Below are 20,200 nucleotides of genomic sequence, written 5' to 3'. Positions count from 1 at the left end.
ATAAAAATACATTAACGTTGAGCATAAAGGAACCCGATGTTGAATACGCTGATTGTAGGCGCTAGCGGTTATGCGGGCGCAGAGCTTGTAAGCTACGTGAATCGCCACCCACATATGACCATAACCGCTTTGACCGTGTCAGCGCAAAGCAATGATGCCGGAAAGTTAATTTCCGATTTGCATCCACAACTTAAGGGCGTGGTTGATTTGCCTTTGCAGGCCATGTCTGACATCAGCGAGTTTACCGACGGCGTTGACGTGGTGTTTTTAGCCACCGCACACGAGGTCAGTCACGACCTGGCGCCGCAGTTTCTGGCAGCCGGTTGCGTGGTCTTCGATCTCTCCGGCGCGTTTCGCGTTAACGACAGCGCGTTCTACGAAAAATATTACGGCTTCACCCATCAGCACCCGGATCTGCTCGAAAAAGCGGTGTACGGCCTGGCGGAGTGGAGCGCAGATAAACTGAAAGAAGCGAATCTGATTGCCGTGCCTGGCTGTTACCCGACGGCGGCGCAGCTCTCCCTTAAGCCACTGATCGACGCGGGTCTGCTGGATCTTGACCAGTGGCCGGTGATCAACGCCACCAGCGGCGTGAGCGGCGCCGGGCGCAAGGCCGCGATCTCCAACAGTTTCTGCGAAGTGAGCCTTCAGCCGTATGGCGTGTTTAATCACCGTCATCACCCTGAAATCACCACCCATCTGGGCGCGGAGGTGATCTTCACCCCGCACCTCGGTAGCTTCCCGCGCGGGATCCTTGAAACCATTACCTGTCGCCTGAAGCCGGGCGTGACCAAAGACCAGGTGAGCGAAGTCTTCACGCAGGCGTATGCGGATAAACCACTGGTGCGTCTGTATGACAAAGGCGTACCAGCGCTGAAAAACGTGGTCGGCCTGCCGTTCTGCGACATCGGCTTTGCCGTGCAGGGCGAGCACCTGATTGTGGTCGCCGCAGAAGATAACTTACTCAAAGGCGCTGCCGCACAGGCAATGCAGTGTGCAAATATTCGTTTCGGCTTCCCTGAAACGCAGGCTCTTATTTAAGGTGTGATGATGAATCCATTAATTATCAAACTCGGTGGTGTACTGCTGGACAGCGAAGAAGCGCTGGAGCGCCTGTTTACCGCGCTGGTGAACTATCGTGAATCACATCAACGTCCGCTGGTGATTGTCCACGGCGGCGGCTGTGTGGTGGACGAGCTGATGAAAGGGCTCAACCTGCCGGTGATTAAGAAAAATGGCCTGCGCGTCACGCCTGCCGACCAGATTGACATTATTACTGGTGCGCTGGCGGGGACGGCGAACAAAACGCTGCTGGCGTGGGCGAAGAAGCACCACATCGCGTCCGTTGGTCTCTGTCTGGGCGATGGCGATAGCGTGAAAGTGACCCAGCTCGACGAAGCGCTTGGCCATGTTGGACTGGCGCAGCCAGGTTCGCCTAAGCTGATTAACACCCTGCTGGAAGGTGGTTTTCTGCCGGTGGTGAGCTCAATCGGCGTGACCGAAGAGGGCGAGCTGATGAACGTCAATGCGGACCAGGCGGCAACCGCGCTGGCTGCTACGCTGGGCGCAGACCTGATCCTGCTCTCCGACGTGAGCGGTATTCTGGACGGCAAAGGCCAGCGTATTGCGGAAATGACCGCCGCAAAAGCCGAACAGCTGATCGAACAGGGCATTATCACCGACGGCATGATCGTTAAGGTGAACGCGGCGCTGGATGCCGCGCGCACGCTGGGTCGTCCGGTGGATATCGCCTCCTGGCGTCACGCGGAGCAACTCCCGGCGCTGTTTAACGGTACGCCGATTGGTACGCGTATTCTGGCTTAAGATTCTGTGCCGGATGGCGCTTCGCTTATCCGGCCTACGGGAATTTTGTAGGCCCGGTAAGCGCAGCGCCACCGGGCAAAAATATCATCATTAAGGAAATTCGTTATGGCACTTTGGGGTGGGCGTTTTACACAGGCAGCGGATCAGCGGTTCAAACAGTTCAACGACTCTTTGCGCTTCGACTACCGCCTGGCCGAACAGGATATTGTCGGCTCTGTGGCCTGGTCCAAAGCGCTGGTGACCGTGGGCGTGCTGACCGCAGAGGAACAGCAGCAGCTGGAAGAGGCGCTGAATAATCTGCTGGAAGAGGTGCGTCTGGATCCGCAGCAAATCCTCCAGAGCGATGCCGAAGATATTCACAGTTGGGTGGAAGGCAAACTTATCGACAAAGTCGGCCAGCTGGGTAAAAAGCTCCATACCGGGCGTAGCCGTAATGACCAGGTGGCGACCGACCTGAAGCTGTGGTGTAAAGAGACCGTCGGCGAACTGCTGGCGGCGAATCGTCAGCTGCAGAGCGCGCTGGTGGACACTGCGCAGAACAATCAGGATGCGGTGATGCCGGGTTATACCCACCTGCAACGCGCACAGCCGGTGACCTTTGCGCACTGGTGTCTGGCCTACGTTGAGATGCTGGCGCGTGATGAGAGCCGTTTACAGGATACCTTAACGCGTCTGGACGTCAGCCCGCTGGGCAGCGGCGCGCTGGCCGGTACGGCTTATGAAATCGACCGTGAGCAGCTGGCAGGCTGGCTGGGCTTTGCTTCCGCCACCCGCAACAGCCTTGACAGCGTCTCTGACCGTGACCACGTGCTGGAGCTGCTGTCGAATGCCTCTATCGGGATGGTGCACCTGTCGCGCTTTGCCGAAGACCTGATCTTCTTTAACTCTGGCGAAGCGGGCTTCGTCGAGCTGTCCGACCGCGTGACGTCCGGCTCCTCCCTGATGCCGCAAAAGAAAAACCCGGATGCGCTGGAGCTGATCCGCGGCAAATGTGGCCGCGTGCAGGGCGCGCTGACCGGTATGATGATGACCCTGAAAGGGCTGCCGCTGGCATACAACAAAGACATGCAGGAAGACAAAGAGGGGCTGTTCGACGCGCTCGACACCTGGCTCGACTGTCTGCATATGGGCGCGCTGGTGCTGGACGGCATTCAGGTGAAGCGTCCGCGCTGCCAGGAAGCGGCGCAGCAGGGGTATGCTAATTCTACCGAGCTGGCGGACTACCTGGTGGCGAAAGGCGTACCGTTCCGCGAGGCACACCATATTGTGGGTGAAGCGGTAGTGGAAGCGATTCGTCAGGGTAAAGCCCTTGAAGAGCTGGCGCTTGCCGACCTGCAAAAATTCAGCGCGGTTATCGGGGATGATGTCTACCCGATTCTGGCCCTGCAATCCTGCCTGGATAAGCGTGCAGCGAAAGGTGGAGTCTCGCCGAAGCAGGTAGCGCAGGCGATTGCGGACGCGAAAAACCGGTTGGTTTGATTTGTGCGGGCTGGTGCCCTCACCCCGGCCCTCTTCCACAGGGAGAGGGAGAAAAACGGAGCCTGGCTTAGTGCCGGGCTTTTTTATACGCAAAAAAAAGCGGACCACGGGGTCCGCAAAAGTTCACGTTGGCTTTAGTTTTTCGAGTTTTGAGAGAAACTCGCTGACGGTGCGGGGTCGTTTTGGGTCAAACACGTGCCGCCTCGTCTATGTGATGTATTATTCAACAGAATGCTTGATAGGGATAATCGTTCGTTGCTATGCTATCTATCGCCATGAACTATCGTGGCGACGGAGGATGAATAATGAATATTCGTGATCTTGAATACCTGGTAGCGTTAGCTGAGCATCGCCATTTTCGCCGCGCGGCAGACTCCTGCCACGTCAGCCAGCCAACGCTGAGCGGTCAGATCCGCAAGCTGGAAGATGAGCTGGGCGTGATGCTGCTAGAGCGCACCAGTCGTAAGGTACTGTTCACGCAGGCAGGTCTGCTGCTGGTGGATCAGGCGCGCACCGTACTGCGCGAGGTCAAAGTGCTCAAGGAAATGGCAAGCCAGCAGGGGGAGGCGATGTCCGGCCCGCTGCATATTGGCCTGATCCCAACCGTTGGCCCGTATCTGTTGCCGCAAATCATTCCGCTGCTGCACCAGACGTTCCCGAAACTCGAAATGTACCTGCATGAAGCGCAAACCCATCAGCTGCTGGCGCAGTTAGACAGCGGCAAGCTCGACTGCGCGATCCTGGCGCTGGTCAAAGAGAGTGAAGCGTTTATTGAAGTACCGCTGTTCGATGAGCCGATGATGCTGGCGATCTATGAAGATCACCCGTGGGCGAACCGCGATCGCGTGCCGATGGCCGATCTGGCCGGAGAAAAGCTGCTGATGCTGGAAGACGGCCACTGTCTGCGCGATCAGGCGATGGGCTTCTGCTTCGAAGCGGGTGCAGATGAAGATACCCATTTCCGCGCAACCAGCCTGGAAACGCTGCGTAACATGGTCGCGGCGGGAAGTGGCATTACGCTGCTGCCTGCGCTGGCCGTGCCGCGCGAGCGTAAGCGTGATGGCGTGGTCTATCTGCCGTGTATTAAGCCAGAGCCGCGTCGCACGATCGGCCTGGTTTATCGTCCGGGTTCACCGCTGCGCAGCCGCTATGAGCAGCTGGCAGAGGCCATCCGTGGTGCAATGGATGGCCATTTCGACAACGCGTTAAAACAGGCGGTTTAAGCCGTTCAGCGCAGCTACCCGATAGGCTTCCGCCATGGTCGGGTAGTTAAAGGTGGTGTTAACGAAGTACTCGATGGTGTTGCCACCACCTTTTTGCTCCATGATCGCCTGGCCGATATGAATGATTTCCGCGGCACGTTCACCAAAGCAGTGAATACCGAGGATCTCTTTCGTCTCGCGATGGAACAGGATCTTCAGCGTACCCACGCTCATCCCCACAATTTGTGCGCGCGCCAGGTGTTTAAACTGGGCACGACCCACCTCGTAAGGCACCTTCATGGCCGTCAACTGCTGCTCGGTTTTGCCGACAGAACTGATTTCCGGGATGGTGTAGATGCCCGTCGGGATGTCCTCGATCAGATGCGCCGTCGCTTCACCTTTCACCAGCGCCTGTGCGGCGATGCGGCCCTGATCGTAAGCAGCGGAGGCCAGACTTGGGTAACCAATTACATCGCCCACCGCGTAAACGTGCGGCAGCGCAGTCTGGTACATGCTGTTGACCTTGAGCTGACCGCGGCTGTCGGTTTCAAGCCCGATATTCTCCAGCTGCAATGAATCCGTGTTGCCGGTACGGCCGTTGGCATACAGCAGGCAGTCCGCCTTCAGCTTCTTACCAGATTTCAGGTGCATGATCACACCGTCGTCGCAGCCTTCGATTTTCTCGTACTCTTCGTTGTGGCGAATCACCACGCCACTATTCCAGAAGTGGTAGGAGAGGGAATCTGACATCTCCTGATCGAGGAACGCCAGCAGCCGGTCGCGGGTGTTGATCAAATCAACTTTGACCTCCATGCCGCGGAAGATCGACGCATATTCACAGCCAATCACGCCCGCGCCATAGATGATCACATGGCGTGGCTCGTGGTGCAGGCTGAGGATGGAGTCGCTGTCGTAAATGCGTGGATGAGAGAAGTCCACGTCTGCCGGATGATATGGGCGCGATCCGCAGGCAATCACAAATTTTTCAGCGGTGAGCGTCTCAACCGAACCGTCGTGGCACTCCAGCGCCAGGGTGTGTTCATCTACAAAATGCGCGTTACCCTGCAGAATTTCACAGTGGTTGCGCTCATAGAAACCCTGACGCATGCGCGTCTGCTGGTTAATGACCGTGTCTGCGTGATTCAGGATATCGGCAAAGGAAGAACGAAGAAGTCGGGAGTGGTCGCTGTAAAGAGGGTTCTGGTTAAATTCGATAATGCGGCTAACGGCGTGGCGGAGGGCTTTCGAAGGGATGGTGCCCCAGTGGGTGCAACCGCCGCCGACATTATGGTAGCGCTCAATAACCGCTACTCTGGCTCCCTGTTTTACCAGACCCATAGCAGCACCTTCGCCGCCGGGGCCGGAACCAATAACTATTGCGTCGTAATCGTAGGAATGTGGCATGGCAAGGCTTACCTGTTCTTATACATAAAAGCAACAGAATCATAACATCATTGCCTGGGTAACCCAATTATCGTTGTGCTTTTTTCGGGCAGTGGAGCACAAACCGCGCGTAAACAATCATTCACAAAGCCAGGTAAACAGATTAATTTTATTCTCTGGTATAGTGCCAACGGGCCTTTGGAAGGATTCAACTATCGTGATGGGCGTAAGAGCACAACAAAAAGAGAAAACCCGGCGTTCGCTGGTGGAAGCCGCATTCAGTCAACTGAGTGCTGAGCGGAGTTTTGCCAGTTTAAGCCTGCGCGAAGTGGCGCGCGAGGCCGGGATTGCGCCAACGTCCTTCTATCGTCATTTCCGTGATGTGGATGAACTGGGCCTGACCATGGTCGACGAGAGCGGTTTGATGCTGCGCCAGCTTATGCGTCAGGCGCGTCAGCGTATTGCCAAAGGCGGCAGCGTGATCCGCACCTCCGTGTCGACATTTATGGAATTTATCGGCAATAACCCTAACGCGTTTCGCCTTTTGCTGCGCGAGCGCTCTGGCACGTCGGCGGCGTTTCGTGCCGCCGTCGCGCGTGAAATTCAGCATTTCATCGCGGAACTTGCCGACTATCTTGAACTCGAAAACCATATGCCGCGTGCGTTTACTGAAGCACAGGCCGAGGCGATGGTGACCATTGTTTTCAGTGCGGGTGCCGAAGCGCTGGATGTCAGCATTGAACAACGTAAGCAACTCGAAGAACGACTGGTATTGCAACTGCGGATGATTTCTAAAGGTGCGTACTACTGGTATCGCCGTGAACAAGAGAAGTTGGCACATCAAAACGATGAGTGAAGGTGAGTAATGAAACAGTCAGGTCAGGATAAAGGAACGCTGTTGCTGGCATTGATCGCTGGCTTATCCATCAATGGTACGTTTGCGGCGGTTTTCAGCTCAATTGTACCGTTCTCGATTTTCCCGATTATCGCGCTGGTGCTGACGGTGTATTGCCTGCATCAACGTTATCTGAACCGCACCATGCCGGTTGGGTTACCGGGGCTGGCCGCAGCCTGTTTTATTCTGGGTGTACTGTTGTACAGCACCGTGGTGCGTGCAGAGTATCCGGATATCGGTTCTAACTTCCTGCCTGCGGTGCTGTCTGTGGCGCTGGTGTTCTGGATTGGCTCGCGCATGCGTAGCCGCAAGAGCCAGTTACCAGAGTAAAGGGTTTTGTCATTGTAGGCCGGATAAGCGAAGCGCCATCCGGCTTTTTTGGCAGGTGGCGCTTCGCTTACCTGCCCTACAAGGCCCACATTACTTCGCCGTGAGCAGTACGCCGCACTCCATATGGTGCGTATATGGGAACTGATCGAACAGCGCCAGACGTTCAACCTTGTGCGTCTGGCTTAATGTTTCCAGATTCTTGCACAGCGTCTCCGGGTTACAGGAGATGTACAAAATACGCGGGTACGCCTGCACCATCTTCTCGGTTTCGCTGTCCAGGCCACTGCGCGGCGGATCGACAAAAATTGTCTCACACTGGTAGCTCTTCAAATCAATCCCTTGCAGGCGGTTAAACTCACGTACGCCGTTCATCGCCTGGGTAAACTCTTCTGCCGCCATACGAATGATCTGCACATTATCAATATGGTTAGCGGCGATGTTGTACTGCGCGGCGGCCACCGACGGTTTGGCGATTTCCGTCGCCAGCACGCGTTCGAAGTTACGCGCCAGCGCCAGCGAGAAGTTGCCGTTACCGCAGTAGAGCTCCAGCAGATCGCCCGTCGACCCTTCCGTCGCATTCAGCGCCCACTCCAGCATCTGCACGTTCATAGCCGCATTCGGCTGGGTGAAGCTGTTCTCCACCTGACGGTAAACCATCTCTTTTCCTGCCACCGGCAAACGCTCGTCGATGTAATCCTGGTCCAGCATGATTTTGGTTTTGGTCGCGCGGCCAATCAGGTGCACGTTGATGTTCTGCGCGCGCAGCGCATCGCGCAGGGCTTCTGCCTGCTCGCGCCACTCGTCGGTCAGCGCTTTGTGATAGAGCAGAGAGACAATGGCCTGATTGCTTTGGGTGGTCAGGTAGTCAATCTGGAACAGCTTGTTGCGCAGCACCGGATTAGTGCGCACACCGTCGATCATCAGCGTCATTAGCTGGTTGATAAGCTCACTCGCCGCCGGGAAACTGTCTACGCGAATCCGGGATTTCGTCTGCTGATCGAAAATGATGTGGTACAGGTCATCGCCATCGTGCCAGATGCGAAACTCAGCGCGCATACGGTAGTGGCTGACCGGAGAACGAAACACCTCGGGAACGGGCGCGTTGAAAGGCGTCATCATACTTTGCAGGCGGACAACTTTTTCTGCCAGCTGTGCGTCGTACTGTTCTGTCGGGAGGTGTTCGGGGGTCATGATGCGTCCTGAGTGATAAAGAATTACGCGGGGATTGTAGGGATTGTGCAGTGGATGTCCAGATTTAATGGCTAATAGCTATCTGGACATCTATACGTGTCTAATTGTAGCATTCTGTTTCCGGTCTCCTGAGAGTGAAAAGGGAATCCAGTGCAAATCTGGAGCTGACGCGCAGCGGTAAAGACTGGCGGGATGAGAGTTGTAGACACTGTGAAAACGGGAAGTCTTCATCCGTATAACGCCACCCAGCCCGAAGACCTGCCGGGATCACGTCGCATTTGGTTTCATCATCGCGTGCTATCGATGAGGCCTGCGGCATCCTTCTTATATTGTGGATGCTTTAACAATGATTAAAAAAGTATCGCTGTTGACGGCGTTTTCCGTCACGGCATTTTCGGGCTGGGCGCAGGAAAGCGCCGACTCGTTGGTGGTGACAGCAAACCGTTTCGAACAACCTGAAAAATCTGTTCTGGCTGCGACTTCTGTCGTGACGCGGGCCGATATCGACCGCTGGCAATCCACCACGGTTCTGGATGTCATGCGTCGCCTGCCTGGCGTAGATACGGCACAAAATGGCGGGATGGGGCAGCTCTCTTCTCTCTTTATACGCGGTACGAACTCCAGCCATGTCCTGATTCTCGTCGACGGGATCCGTCTTAACCAGGCGGGCGTCACGGGGTCGTCCGATCTCAGCCAGTTTCCGATCTCCCTGGTGCAGCGCATCGAATATCTTCGTGGACCGCGTTCGGCGGTGTACGGCTCGGATGCGATCGGTGGTGTAGTCAACATTATCACTACGCGTGCGAAGGATGGCACAACGCTGAATGCTGGCGTTGGGACACACGGCTTCCAGAATTATGGTGGCAGCACCCAGCAAACATTGGGTGAAAGTACGCGCGTTACGCTGGCGGGGGATTACACCTACACAAAAGGCTTTGACGTCGTTGCTGACGGTAATAACGGCGGCCTTGCCCAGACCGATCGCGACGGCTTTATGAATAAAACGCTCTACGGCGCACTGGAGCATGCTTTCTCTGAGCAATGGAGTGGTTTCGTTCGCGGCTATGGTTACAGCAACCGTACCGCCTATGACGGCTATTACAGTTCATTTACCCCTGATGTGCTGGTTGATACCCGCCAACTCTATAGCCAGACCTGGGATGCCGGATTGCGGTTTAACCGGGATGTTTTCCATTCACAGTTGCTCTCCAGCTACAGTCACAGCAAAGACTACAATTACGATCCGCACCTTGGACGCTATGACTCCACAGCAACCCTGGATGAAATCAAACAGTACAATGTTCAGTGGACCAACTCAGTTGACGTGGGACATGGCAACATCGGCGCGGGCGTTGACTGGCAGAAACAGAGCACCGAGCCGGGTACCAACTACGTAACCAACGCCTATGACCTGCGTAACACTGGCGTCTACCTGACTGGGTTGCAGCAGTTTGGAGATTTCACTCTGGAGGCGGCGGCCCGCAGCGATGACAACTCTCAGTTTGGTCGCCATGGTACCTGGCAAAGTAGCGCAGCCTGGGAGTTCGTTGACGGTTACCGCTTCATAGCCTCTTATGGCACGGCCTATAAAGCGCCGAATCTGGGTCAGCTCTATGGCTTCTACGGCAATACCCATCTTGATCCTGAAGAGAGCAAGCAGTGGGAAGGGGCGTTTGAAGGCCTGACGGCAGGCGTAAGCTGGCGCGTATCCGGCTATCGTAATGACGTTGATAATCTCATCGACTTCAACAATAACCTGCAGCAATATTACAACGTCGGCAAAGCACGCATTAAAGGTGTAGAAGCGACAGCGTCGTTTGATACGGGTCCGTTGACGCATACTGTGGGCTACGACTATGTGGATGCCCGCAATGCGGCAACCAATCAACTTCTGGACCGTCGTGCTAAACAGCAGGTGAAATATCAGCTTGATACGCAGATCTATGATGTTGACTGGAGCCTGACGTATCACTATCTCGGCACGCGCTACGACACCGACTTTGGAACCTATCCGTCAGAGAAAGTTAAAATGGGCGGCGTCAGCCTGTGGGACGTCGCGGTTTCATATCCTGTCACCTCACATCTCACAGTTCGTGGTAAAATAGCCAACCTGTTCGATAAAGATTACGAGACAGTTTATGGCTACCAAACTGCAGGACGGGAATACACCTTGTCTGGCAGCTACACCTTCTGATCCGCGTCCCACCGTGCTAGTGTTTGATTCCGGCGTCGGTGGGCTTTCGGTCTATGATGAGATTCGGCAGCTCCTGCCGGATCTCCATTACATCTACGCCTTCGATAACGTCGCGTTCCCGTATGGGGAAAAGAGTGAAGACTTTATCGTTGAGCGTGTGATTGAAATCGTCACTGCGGTACAAAAGCGCTATCCCCTGGCGCTGGCGGTTATTGCCTGTAATACGGCAAGCACGGTCTCTCTTCCTGCCCTGCGCGAAAAATTCCCGTTCCCGGTTGTGGGCGTTGTCCCGGCAATCAAACCTGCGGCGCGTCTGACGGCGAACGGTATCGTGGGGTTGCTGGCGACACGCGGTACGGTAAAACGTCCTTATACGCGTGAGCTTATTGAGCGCTTTGCCAATGAATGCCAGATCGCCATGCTCGGCTCCGCGGAGCTGGTGGAAATGGCGGAAGCGAAACTGCACGGCGAGACGGTATCGCTTGAAGAGCTGCGTCGCATTCTGCGTCCATGGCTGCGGATGCAGGAACCACCGGATACGGTTGTTCTCGGCTGCACCCATTTCCCGCTATTACAGGAAGAGCTGTTAAAGGTTTTGCCTGAAGGGACCCGGCTGGTGGATTCCGGTGCTGCGATTGCGCGTCGGACGGCCTGGCTACTGGAGCACGAGGCGCCGGATGCGAAATCAGCGGATGCGAACATCGCTTTCTGTATGGCGATAACAAAAGAAACCGAACAACTTTTGCCCGTTTTACGTCGTTATGGCTACGAAACGCTCGAAAAACTGGCGCTGTAGCACGGTTTTGAGCAAAAAAGAGACGGTTGAACATTTTTTTTCAAAGAGGGGTTGTCAACGTCGGAGAACTCCCTATAATGCGCCTCCACTGACACGGAACAACGGCTTACAAGCCGCCGGGACAGCGGGGTTCAGAGATGAACGCCAACAGAGAAAAGTGAAAATAATTGCTTGACTCTGAATGAGGAAAACGTAATATACGGGACCTCGCAACGGTGAGCGAAAGCCGCGTTGCACTGCTCTTTAACAATTTATCAGACAATCTGTGTGGGCACTCAAAGTGACATGGATTCTTAATGTCCTCGGACACTAAATGAATACCAAGTCTCAACGAGTGAACACGTAATTCATTACGAAGTTTAATTCATTGAGCATCAAACTTTTAAATTGAAGAGTTTGATCATGGCTCAGATTGAACGCTGGCGGCAGGCCTAACACATGCAAGTCGAACGGTAACAGGAAGCAGCTTGCTGCTTTGCTGACGAGTGGCGGACGGGTGAGTAATGTCTGGGAAACTGCCTGATGGAGGGGGATAACTACTGGAAACGGTAGCTAATACCGCATAACGTCGCAAGACCAAAGAGGGGGACCTTCGGGCCTCTTGCCATCGGATGTGCCCAGATGGGATTAGCTAGTAGGTGGGGTAACGGCTCACCTAGGCGACGATCCCTAGCTGGTCTGAGAGGATGACCAGCCACACTGGAACTGAGACACGGTCCAGACTCCTACGGGAGGCAGCAGTGGGGAATATTGCACAATGGGCGCAAGCCTGATGCAGCCATGCCGCGTGTATGAAGAAGGCCTTCGGGTTGTAAAGTACTTTCAGCGGGGAGGAAGGCGACAGGGTTAATAACCCTGTCGATTGACGTTACCCGCAGAAGAAGCACCGGCTAACTCCGTGCCAGCAGCCGCGGTAATACGGAGGGTGCAAGCGTTAATCGGAATTACTGGGCGTAAAGCGCACGCAGGCGGTCTGTCAAGTCGGATGTGAAATCCCCGGGCTCAACCTGGGAACTGCATTCGAAACTGGCAGGCTAGAGTCTTGTAGAGGGGGGTAGAATTCCAGGTGTAGCGGTGAAATGCGTAGAGATCTGGAGGAATACCGGTGGCGAAGGCGGCCCCCTGGACAAAGACTGACGCTCAGGTGCGAAAGCGTGGGGAGCAAACAGGATTAGATACCCTGGTAGTCCACGCCGTAAACGATGTCGACTTGGAGGTTGTGCCCTTGAGGCGTGGCTTCCGGAGCTAACGCGTTAAGTCGACCGCCTGGGGAGTACGGCCGCAAGGTTAAAACTCAAATGAATTGACGGGGGCCCGCACAAGCGGTGGAGCATGTGGTTTAATTCGATGCAACGCGAAGAACCTTACCTACTCTTGACATCCAGAGAACTTTCCAGAGATGGATTGGTGCCTTCGGGAACTCTGAGACAGGTGCTGCATGGCTGTCGTCAGCTCGTGTTGTGAAATGTTGGGTTAAGTCCCGCAACGAGCGCAACCCTTATCCTTTGTTGCCAGCGGTTAGGCCGGGAACTCAAAGGAGACTGCCAGTGATAAACTGGAGGAAGGTGGGGATGACGTCAAGTCATCATGGCCCTTACGAGTAGGGCTACACACGTGCTACAATGGCGCATACAAAGAGAAGCGACCTCGCGAGAGCAAGCGGACCTCATAAAGTGCGTCGTAGTCCGGATTGGAGTCTGCAACTCGACTCCATGAAGTCGGAATCGCTAGTAATCGTGGATCAGAATGCCACGGTGAATACGTTCCCGGGCCTTGTACACACCGCCCGTCACACCATGGGAGTGGGTTGCAAAAGAAGTAGGTAGCTTAACCTTCGGGAGGGCGCTTACCACTTTGTGATTCATGACTGGGGTGAAGTCGTAACAAGGTAACCGTAGGGGAACCTGCGGTTGGATCACCTCCTTACCTTAAAGAACCTGCCTTTGTAGTGCTCACACAGATTGTCTGATGAAAAACAGCAGTAAAAAATCTCTGCAGGCTTGTAGCTCAGGTGGTTAGAGCGCACCCCTGATAAGGGTGAGGTCGGTGGTTCAAGTCCACTCAGGCCTACCAAATTTTTGCTGATGCTGCGTTGCGGCGACACTCACATACCTGAGTATGCTTCGTGTCACCACGCCTTGCCTCAACAAAAATTACCGGTAGAGAGATAACTACGATGGGGCTATAGCTCAGCTGGGAGAGCGCCTGCCTTGCACGCAGGAGGTCTGCGGTTCGATCCCGCATAGCTCCACCATCCTTTACTGCGAACACAAGAAAACTTCAGAGTGAACCTGAAAAGGTGCACTGCGAAGTTTTGCTCTTTAAAAATCTGGATCAAGCTGAAAATTGAAACGACACACAGCTCATGTGTGTTCGAGTCTCTCAAATTTTCGCAATCGGAAGTGAAACATCTTCGGGTTGTGAGGTTAAGCGACTAAGCGTACACGGTGGATGCCCTGGCAGTCAGAGGCGATGAAGGACGTGCTAATCTGCGAAAAGCGCCGGCGAGGTGATATGAACCTTTGACCCGGCGATGTCCGAATGGGGAAACCCAGTGCAATCCGTTGCACTATCGTTAACTGAATACATAGGTTAACGAGGCGAACCGGGGGAACTGAAACATCTAAGTACCCCGAGGAAAAGAAATCAACCGAGATTCCCCCAGTAGCGGCGAGCGAACGGGGAGCAGCCCGGAGTCTGAATCAGCTTGTGTGTTAGTGGAACGGTCTGGAAAGTCCGACGGTACAGGGTGATAGTCCCGTACACGAAAGCACACTTGCTGTGAACTCGAAGAGTAGGGCGGGACACGTGGTATCCTGTCTGAATATGGGGGGACCATCCTCCAAGGCTAAATACTCCTGACTGACCGATAGTGAACCAGTACCGTGAGGGAAAGGCGAAAAGAACCCCGGCGAGGGGAGTGAAAAAGAACCTGAAACCGTGTACGTACAAGCAGTGGGAGCCTCTTTATGGGGTGACTGCGTACCTTTTGTATAATGGGTCAGCGACTTATATTCTGTAGCAAGGTTAACCGTATAGGGGAGCCGAAGGGAAACCGAGTCTTAACTGGGCGTTAAGTTGCAGGGTATAGACCCGAAACCCGGTGATCTAGCCATGGGCAGGTTGAAGGTTGGGTAACACTAACTGGAGGACCGAACCGACTAATGTTGAAAAATTAGCGGATGACCTGTGGCTGGGGGTGAAAGGCCAATCAAACCGGGAGATAGCTGGTTCTCCCCGAAAGCTATTTAGGTAGCGCCTCGTGAACTCATCTTCGGGGGTAGAGCACTGTTTCGGCTAGGGGGCCATCCCGGCTTACCAACCCGATGCAAACTACGAATACCGAAGAATGTTATCACGGGAGACACACGGCGGGTGCTAACGTCCGTCGTGAAGAGGGAAACAACCCAGACCGCCAGCTAAGGTCCCAAAGTCATGGTTAAGTGGGAAACGATGTGGGAAGGCACAGACAGCCAGGATGTTGGCTTAGAAGCAGCCATCATTTAAAGAAAGCGTAATAGCTCACTGGTCGAGTCGGCCTGCGCGGAAGATGTAACGGGGCTAAACCATGCACCGAAGCTGCGGCAGCGACGCTTAGGCGTTGTTGGGTAGGGGAGCGTTCTGTAAGCCGTTGAAGGTGTGCTGTGAGGCATGCTGGAGGTATCAGAAGTGCGAATGCTGACATAAGTAACGATAAAGCGGGTGAAAAGCCCGCTCGCCGGAAGACCAAGGGTTCCTGTCCAACGTTAATCGGGGCAGGGTGAGTCGACCCCTAAGGCGAGGCCGAAAGGCGTAGTCGATGGGAAACAGGTTAATATTCCTGTACTTGGTGTTACTGCGAAGGGGGGACGGAGAAGGCTATGTCAGCCGGGCGACGGTTGTCCCGGTTTAAGCATGTAGGCGGAGGTTCCAGGTAAATCCGGTACCTTATTAACGCTGAGGTGTGATGACGAGGCACTACGGTGCTGAAGTGATAAATGCCCTGCTTCCAGGAAAAGCCTCTAAGCATCAGGTAACACGAAATCGTACCCCAAACCGACACAGGTGGTCAGGTAGAGAATACCAAGGCGCTTGAGAGAACTCGGGTGAAGGAACTAGGCAAAATGGTGCCGTAACTTCGGGAGAAGGCACGCTGATAGGTAGGTGAAGTCCCTGCGGACGGAGCTGAAATCAGTCGAAGATACCAGCTGGCTGCAACTGTTTATTAAAAACACAGCACTGTGCAAACACGAAAGTGGACGTATACGGTGTGACGCCTGCCCGGTGCCGGAAGGTTAATTGATGGGGTTAGCGGCAACGCGAAGCTCTTGATCGAAGCCCCGGTAAACGGCGGCCGTAACTATAACGGTCCTAAGGTAGCGAAATTCCTTGTCGGGTAAGTTCCGACCTGCACGAATGGCGTAATGATGGCCAGGCTGTCTCCACCCGAGACTCAGTGAAATTGAACTCGCTGTGAAGATGCAGTGTACCCGCGGCAAGACGGAAAGACCCCGTGAACCTTTACTATAGCTTGACACTGAACACTGGTCCTTGATGTGTAGGATAGGTGGGAGGCTTTGAAGCGTGGACGCCAGTCTGCGTGGAGCCAACCTTGAAATACCACCCTTTAATGGCTGGTGTTCTAACGTAGACCCGTAATCCGGGTTGCGGACAGTGTCTGGTGGGTAGTTTGACTGGGGCGGTCTCCTCCCAAAGAGTAACGGAGGAGCACGAAGGTTGGCTAATCCTGGTCGGACATCAGGAGGTTAGTGCAATGGCATAAGCCAGCTTGACTGCGAGCGTGACGGCGCGAGCAGGTGCGAAAGCAGGTCATAGTGATCCGGTGGTTCTGAATGGAAGGGCCATCGCTCAACGGATAAAAGGTACTCCGGGGATAACAGGCTGATACCGCCCAAGAGTTCATATCGACGGCGGTGTTTGGCACCTCGATGTCGGCTCATCACATCCTGGGGCTGAAGTAGGTCCCAAGGGTATGGCTGTTCGCCATTTAAAGTGGTACGCGAGCTGGGTTTAGAACGTCGTGAGACAGTTCGGTCCCTATCTGCCGTGGGCGCTGGAGAATTGAGGGGGGCTGCTCCTAGTACGAGAGGACCGGAGTGGACGCATCACTGGTGTTCGGGTTGTCATGCCAATGGCACTGCCCGGTAGCTAAATGCGGAAGAGATAAGTGCTGAAAGCATCTAAGCACGAAACTTGCCCCGAGATGAGTTCTCCCTGAGACCTTGAGTCTCCTGAAGGAACGTTGAAGACTACGACGTTGATAGGTCGGGTGTGTAAGCGCAGCGATGCGTTGAGCTAACCGATACTAATGAACCGTGAGGCTTAACCTTACAACGCCGAAGCTGTTTTGGCGAAGAGAGACAGACACGATTTTCAGCCTGATACAGATTAACAGAATTTGCCTGGCGGCTTTAGCGCGGTGGTCCCACCTGACCCCATGCCGAACTCAGAAGTGAAACGCCGTAGCGCCGATGGTAGTGTGGGGTCTCCCCATGTGAGAGTAGGGAACTGCCAGGCATCAAATTAAGTAGTAAGCCGGTGCATTAATCCGGTGGTTACAGAAGTATTCGGTGGAGCGGTAGTTCAGTCGGTTAGAATACCTGCCTGTCACGCAGGGGGTCGCGGGTTCGAGTCCCGTCCGTTCCGCCACTTATTAAGACATTAAGCCTGCCCAAAGGGCAGGCTTAATGGCAAAAAAATTTAGGGGCGTAGCTCAGTTGGTAGAGCACCGGTCTCCAAAACCGGGTGTCGCGAGTTCGAGTCTCTCCGCCCCTGCCATATAGAATCCTTTGCTTCGGCAAAGGATTTTTTTTTGCCTGCAAAACGGCTCAACACCTTCCTGAAGAATAAGCAGCCTGCGTTTCCGCAGGCTTTTGCGTTAATCCAGTATGCTGGTTTTTAACAGATCTTTTATCTGCGACTGCTTATCGCTGTTTTGCAACCAAATAGCATACAGCGGCCTGGAGAGCGTTGTTGAATCGGTGACAACATGGAGTGCGGGTTTATTATCCGCCCAGCGAACAGGTAACCATGTACAGCCTTTCAGTGTGGGAAGATGCTGGCATGCGATCTCCGCAGAGCTTGTCGTGAGTTGCGGGATATCATCGCTGGCAATTAACCCCGTCTCGTGCTGCTGAAAATCAGGCCCCCATTCCAGGCGTAAATAATTCAGGTCGGCCTTCATCATTGCAGGCTCGGATGCATAGAGCGCAAGGCTAAACTGTCCAACAATCTGGCTGCTAAATTCATCCATCTTGGGGGCTTCTGTGGTGATCAGCAGATCAAGCTGCCGCTCGTGGAGTTGCTTAACCAGCGACTGGCGTTGCGCAATCCTCGCCTCAAATTGCAGATGGTTGTGTGTGCGATATAGCCGCATAAGCCACTGGCTGAGCATGCATTCCCATAGTGAAGCGCTGGCACCGATCGAGAATTCATTATGCCGGGAGGTGTGCGCAACCTCCTTTCGCGCTGCCTGCCAGGTATTCATCAGGGTTTCTGCATAAGGCAATAGCTTTTCACCGGCCGGGGTTAGACGAATATTGTTGCGATGGCGGGTAAAAAGGTTCACACCCAGTTGATTTTCCAGCTGTCGAATACGAAAACTGACTGCTGACTGCGTCAGGTAGAGGGCTTCAGCTGCTCGCCCAAAGTGTCGCGTTCTGCTCACTTCGAGGAAAGTTTTTAGCAATTCCGTATCCACATCTTTCTCCACAAAATTATTTGTCGTTATGATTTAAATGTTTTGTTTTACACTCTGTCAAGCGTAACTAATACTCCGCGCCATAAATAGCTCGGCCAAAGAATTAGGAGCGTGTAGGATGGCGGAAAGCTTTACGACGACTAATCGTTTTTTCGATAATAAACATTATCCGCGCGGGTTCTCTCGTCACGGCGATTTCACTATCAAAGAAGCTCAACTTCTTGAGCGCCATGGTTATGCCTTTAACGAGCTGGATCTGGGTAAGCGCGAACCGGCAACCGAAGATGAAAAACAATTTGTCTCTGTTTGTCGTGGTGAGCGTGAGCCGCAGTCTGATGCAGAACGTGTATGGATCAAGTATATGGCTCGCATTAAGCGTCCTAAGCGTTTCCATACGCTGTCTGGCGGCAAGCCGCAGATGGAAGGTGCAGAAGACTACACCGAGTCTGACGATTAAGAAGAGAAGGGGCTACGGCCCCTTTTTTTATGCCAGCATTTTTTGCAGATGCAACAGCAGCCGATCGATCGCACGGTAGCTTAATGCCTCCTGCAAATGTCGCCTCTCTATTCCGGGGCAGCCCTCCACGTCAGCGACCGTGCGCGCAACTTTCAACAAACGCTGCCACGCGCGAATGGATAGCCCAAACCGCGTCAGTGTCTCTTCCAGCCAGCCTGCATCTTCGGCGTTGAGAGAGCAAAACTGTCGGATCCCGCTGTTATCCAGCCGGGCATTCAGCCTGTTCTGACGAGCATACTGCCGCGCCTGAGCCGCAATAACCCGTTCTCGCACCGCTGCTGAGCTTTCGCCTTTGATACCGGTTTGCCTCAGCAGACCGGGCGGTGGCAGGGGGATCTCGAGAGATAAATCAAAACGGTCGAGGAAGGGGCCGGACAGCTTACTCAGATAGCGCAGCGTCTGCTCCGGCGTACAGCGGTTATGGTTGCCCTGATAATGGCCCGTTGGGCTAGGGTTCATCGCGGCGACCAGCTGAAACTGCGCAGGGTAGCTTATTTTGGCGCGTGTACGAGACAGATGGATTTCGCCGGATTCAATCGGCTCCCGCAACGCATCCAGCACGCGGCGTTCAAACTCTGGCAATTCATCCAGGAACAGAATGCCGTTGTGTGCCAGTGAGATTTCACCCGGTCCGGGAATTGAGCCCCCGCCCACCATCGCGGTAAGAGACGCACTGTGGTGTGGCGAGCGGAAAGGACGGCGGCGCCACTGTTTATGCAGCGATATTGAACTGACCAGGCTAAATATCGCGGCGCTTTCCAGCGCTTCGTGATTATTGAGGGGGGGCAGCAGGCCGCTCAACCTGCTCGCCAGCATCGTTTTCCCCGTGCCTGGCGGACCTATCAGTAGCAGGTTATGCCCACCCGCGGCCGTTATTTCTAACGCCCGCTTACCCTGTTCCTGACCCATAATATCGCTGAGGTCATCGGATGAATCTGCCACTACCTCCTCATTCTCCTGCGGCTCGGCAAGCTCGTGTCGGCCTTCCAGCCAGGCGCAAACCTCCTGCAAATGTCCCGCGACAAGACACCCCTTTTCGGCGATAAGGCTGACTTCAGAGGCATTTTCATTGGCCACAATGATTTGCCTTCCCGCGCGTATGGCTTCAAGCGCACCCGAGATTGCTCCGGGAACGCCTCTTAACGCGCCTGTAAGCGCTAATTCACCCACGAACTCGCACGAGCTTAACCCTGGCGTATTGAGCTGTTCAGAAGCCGCGAGAAGCGCTATAGCAATAGGTAAATCATATCGCCCTCCCTCCTTTGGCAAATCGGCGGGCGCAAGGTTGATGGTGATCTTCTTCGCCGGAAAAGCATAACCGCTATTAATAATTGCGCTGCGCACGCGATCCCTGGCCTCCTTAACGGTCGTTTCGGGTAAGCCGACCAGCGTCAGTCCGGGCAGTCCATTACTTAAATGAACCTCTACAGAAATAAGCGGTGCCTTCACGCCGATGGCCGCGCGTGTATAAACAACTGACAGTGACATAAGCCCCTCCTTGGCGGTAACTATGCCAGCATCATTTTTTCCTGTTTAGCGCTAATTCACTGAATTACGGCGCTCGTTCCAGCCTTTTAGCGCCTAAATGTAATCATTACATGTCGGTGGAATCGGCCTCGCAGAAAAGAAATCATGCGCGCCTTGCCTGATGAAACAGGACAAAAAAATGAAAAATCTTCATTTCTATTT

At 54.4% G+C, this 20,200-nt stretch carries 13 protein-coding genes, 4 tRNA genes, 3 rRNA genes and 1 riboswitch; of the genes, 16 read left to right on the top strand and 4 right to left on the bottom strand.

The features are described 5' to 3' along the window. The first annotated feature begins 36 nt into the window (after positions 1-36). From argC to oxyR, 4 genes are all read left to right on the top strand, one after another. Positions 37-1,041, top strand: coding sequence for an N-acetyl-gamma-glutamyl-phosphate reductase (gene argC / locus ACQG0S_RS21930; RefSeq protein WP_023298889.1), 1,005 nt, complete (start codon positions 37-39; stop codon positions 1,039-1,041). A 6-nt stretch (positions 1,042-1,047) separates the two neighbouring features. Next, the gene (gene argB, locus ACQG0S_RS21925; RefSeq protein WP_169440832.1) at positions 1,048-1,824 is read left to right on the top strand and encodes an acetylglutamate kinase; all 777 of its coding nucleotides are present in this window, start codon (positions 1,048-1,050) and stop codon (positions 1,822-1,824) included. A gap of 105 nt (positions 1,825-1,929) precedes the next feature. Further along, complete coding sequence (gene argH / locus ACQG0S_RS21920) at positions 1,930-3,303, top strand: argininosuccinate lyase (RefSeq protein ID WP_126490455.1); 1,374 nt, start codon at positions 1,930-1,932, stop codon at positions 3,301-3,303. Positions 3,304-3,608: 305 nt separating this feature from the next. Then, positions 3,609-4,526 (top strand): DNA-binding transcriptional regulator OxyR, encoded by a 918-nt coding sequence (gene oxyR / locus ACQG0S_RS21915; protein WP_022649783.1) that lies wholly within the window; start codon positions 3,609-3,611, stop codon positions 4,524-4,526. Here oxyR and sthA read toward each other — a convergent pair. Beyond that, entirely contained in the window at positions 4,509-5,909 is a 1,401-nt protein-coding gene (gene sthA, locus ACQG0S_RS21910; RefSeq protein ID WP_003862057.1) for a Si-specific NAD(P)(+) transhydrogenase, read from the bottom strand. The two genes, oxyR and sthA, sit on opposite strands and share 18 nt — an antisense overlap. A 196-nt stretch (positions 5,910-6,105) precedes the next feature. Here sthA and fabR point away from each other — a divergent pair, with 196 nt between their 5' ends. Beyond that, on the top strand, positions 6,106-6,744 hold the full coding sequence (gene fabR, locus ACQG0S_RS21905; RefSeq protein ID WP_003862059.1) for an HTH-type transcriptional repressor FabR: 639 nt from the start codon (positions 6,106-6,108) through the stop codon (positions 6,742-6,744). Between the two features lie 9 nt (positions 6,745-6,753). After that, a complete protein-coding gene (locus tag ACQG0S_RS21900; protein ID WP_017383113.1) occupies positions 6,754-7,113 on the top strand; it encodes a YijD family membrane protein in 360 nt (119 codons plus the stop codon). 90 nt (positions 7,114-7,203) lie between these two features. Here ACQG0S_RS21900 and trmA read toward each other — a convergent pair whose 3' ends face one another. Continuing rightward, positions 7,204-8,304 (bottom strand): tRNA (uridine(54)-C5)-methyltransferase TrmA, encoded by a 1,101-nt coding sequence (gene trmA, locus ACQG0S_RS21895; RefSeq protein ID WP_023298887.1) that lies wholly within the window; start codon positions 8,302-8,304, stop codon positions 7,204-7,206. Between the two features lie 104 nt (positions 8,305-8,408). Next, positions 8,409-8,584, top strand: a riboswitch (cobalamin riboswitch). Positions 8,585-8,650: 66 nt separating this feature from the next. Between trmA and btuB the strand changes: the two genes are divergently transcribed. The 9 genes from btuB to ACQG0S_RS21850 all read left to right on the top strand — a co-directional run bounded on the left by btuB (position 8,651) and on the right by ACQG0S_RS21850 (position 17,072). Continuing rightward, positions 8,651-10,498 (top strand): TonB-dependent vitamin B12 receptor BtuB, encoded by a 1,848-nt coding sequence (gene btuB / locus ACQG0S_RS21890; RefSeq protein WP_023330102.1) that lies wholly within the window; start codon positions 8,651-8,653, stop codon positions 10,496-10,498. Continuing rightward, positions 10,443-11,294 (top strand): glutamate racemase, encoded by an 852-nt coding sequence (gene murI, locus ACQG0S_RS21885; protein ID WP_169440830.1) that lies wholly within the window; start codon positions 10,443-10,445, stop codon positions 11,292-11,294. Before btuB ends, murI begins: the two co-directional genes overlap by 56 nt. A 384-nt stretch (positions 11,295-11,678) precedes the next feature. Next, positions 11,679-13,220 (top strand): 16S ribosomal RNA (locus ACQG0S_RS21880). A 70-nt stretch (positions 13,221-13,290) separates the two neighbouring features. Next, positions 13,291-13,367: transfer RNA gene (locus ACQG0S_RS21875), tRNA-Ile, on the top strand. Between the two features lie 105 nt (positions 13,368-13,472). Beyond that, positions 13,473-13,548: transfer RNA gene (locus tag ACQG0S_RS21870), tRNA-Ala, on the top strand. A gap of 170 nt (positions 13,549-13,718) precedes the next feature. Further along, positions 13,719-16,624, top strand: a 23S ribosomal RNA gene (locus ACQG0S_RS21865). A gap of 71 nt (positions 16,625-16,695) precedes the next feature. Beyond that, positions 16,696-16,811, top strand: a 5S ribosomal RNA gene (rrf, locus tag ACQG0S_RS21860). Together the 16S, 23S and 5S rRNA genes with 4 tRNA genes alongside form the textbook arrangement of a ribosomal RNA operon. A gap of 55 nt (positions 16,812-16,866) precedes the next feature. After that, positions 16,867-16,943: transfer RNA gene (locus ACQG0S_RS21855), tRNA-Asp, on the top strand. A 53-nt stretch (positions 16,944-16,996) separates the two neighbouring features. Then, positions 16,997-17,072: transfer RNA gene (locus ACQG0S_RS21850), tRNA-Trp, on the top strand. Between the two features lie 100 nt (positions 17,073-17,172). Here ACQG0S_RS21850 and hdfR read toward each other — a convergent pair. Next, positions 17,173-17,994 (bottom strand): HTH-type transcriptional regulator HdfR, encoded by an 822-nt coding sequence (gene hdfR / locus ACQG0S_RS21845; RefSeq protein WP_022649779.1) that lies wholly within the window; start codon positions 17,992-17,994, stop codon positions 17,173-17,175. Between the two features lie 118 nt (positions 17,995-18,112). Between hdfR and ACQG0S_RS21840 the strand changes: the two genes are divergently transcribed. Next, the gene (locus tag ACQG0S_RS21840; protein WP_006808641.1) at positions 18,113-18,451 is read left to right on the top strand and encodes a DUF413 domain-containing protein; all 339 of its coding nucleotides are present in this window, start codon (positions 18,113-18,115) and stop codon (positions 18,449-18,451) included. A gap of 27 nt (positions 18,452-18,478) precedes the next feature. Here the strand turns inward: ACQG0S_RS21840 and ACQG0S_RS21835 are convergent, their stop codons facing one another. Next, positions 18,479-19,999 (bottom strand): YifB family Mg chelatase-like AAA ATPase, encoded by a 1,521-nt coding sequence (locus ACQG0S_RS21835; RefSeq protein WP_169440828.1) that lies wholly within the window; start codon positions 19,997-19,999, stop codon positions 18,479-18,481. Positions 20,000-20,200: the final 201 nt, after the last annotated feature.

The sequence above is a fragment of the Enterobacter cloacae complex sp. 418I7 genome, from assembly GCF_050030705.1.
GTDB lineage: Bacteria > Pseudomonadota > Gammaproteobacteria > Enterobacterales > Enterobacteriaceae > Enterobacter > Enterobacter intestinihominis.
This window is presented reverse-complemented; position numbering and strand designations above follow the sequence as displayed.

Coding starts and splice junctions, on each gene's coding strand:
- argC (WP_023298889.1), top strand. CDS start 37: ATGTTGAATACGCTGATTGTAGGCGCTAGCGGTTATGCGGGCGCAGAG.
- argB (WP_169440832.1), top strand. CDS start 1,048: ATGATGAATCCATTAATTATCAAACTCGGTGGTGTACTGCTGGACAGC.
- argH (WP_126490455.1), top strand. CDS start 1,930: ATGGCACTTTGGGGTGGGCGTTTTACACAGGCAGCGGATCAGCGGTTC.
- oxyR (WP_022649783.1), top strand. CDS start 3,609: ATGAATATTCGTGATCTTGAATACCTGGTAGCGTTAGCTGAGCATCGC.
- sthA (WP_003862057.1), bottom strand. CDS start 5,909: ATGCCACATTCCTACGATTACGACGCAATAGTTATTGGTTCCGGCCCC.
- ACQG0S_RS21900 (WP_017383113.1), top strand. CDS start 6,754: ATGAAACAGTCAGGTCAGGATAAAGGAACGCTGTTGCTGGCATTGATC.
- trmA (WP_023298887.1), bottom strand. CDS start 8,304: ATGACCCCCGAACACCTCCCGACAGAACAGTACGACGCACAGCTGGCA.
- btuB (WP_023330102.1), top strand. CDS start 8,651: ATGATTAAAAAAGTATCGCTGTTGACGGCGTTTTCCGTCACGGCATTT.
- murI (WP_169440830.1), top strand. CDS start 10,443: ATGGCTACCAAACTGCAGGACGGGAATACACCTTGTCTGGCAGCTACA.
- ACQG0S_RS21840 (WP_006808641.1), top strand. CDS start 18,113: ATGGCGGAAAGCTTTACGACGACTAATCGTTTTTTCGATAATAAACAT.
- ACQG0S_RS21835 (WP_169440828.1), bottom strand. CDS start 19,999: ATGTCACTGTCAGTTGTTTATACACGCGCGGCCATCGGCGTGAAGGCA.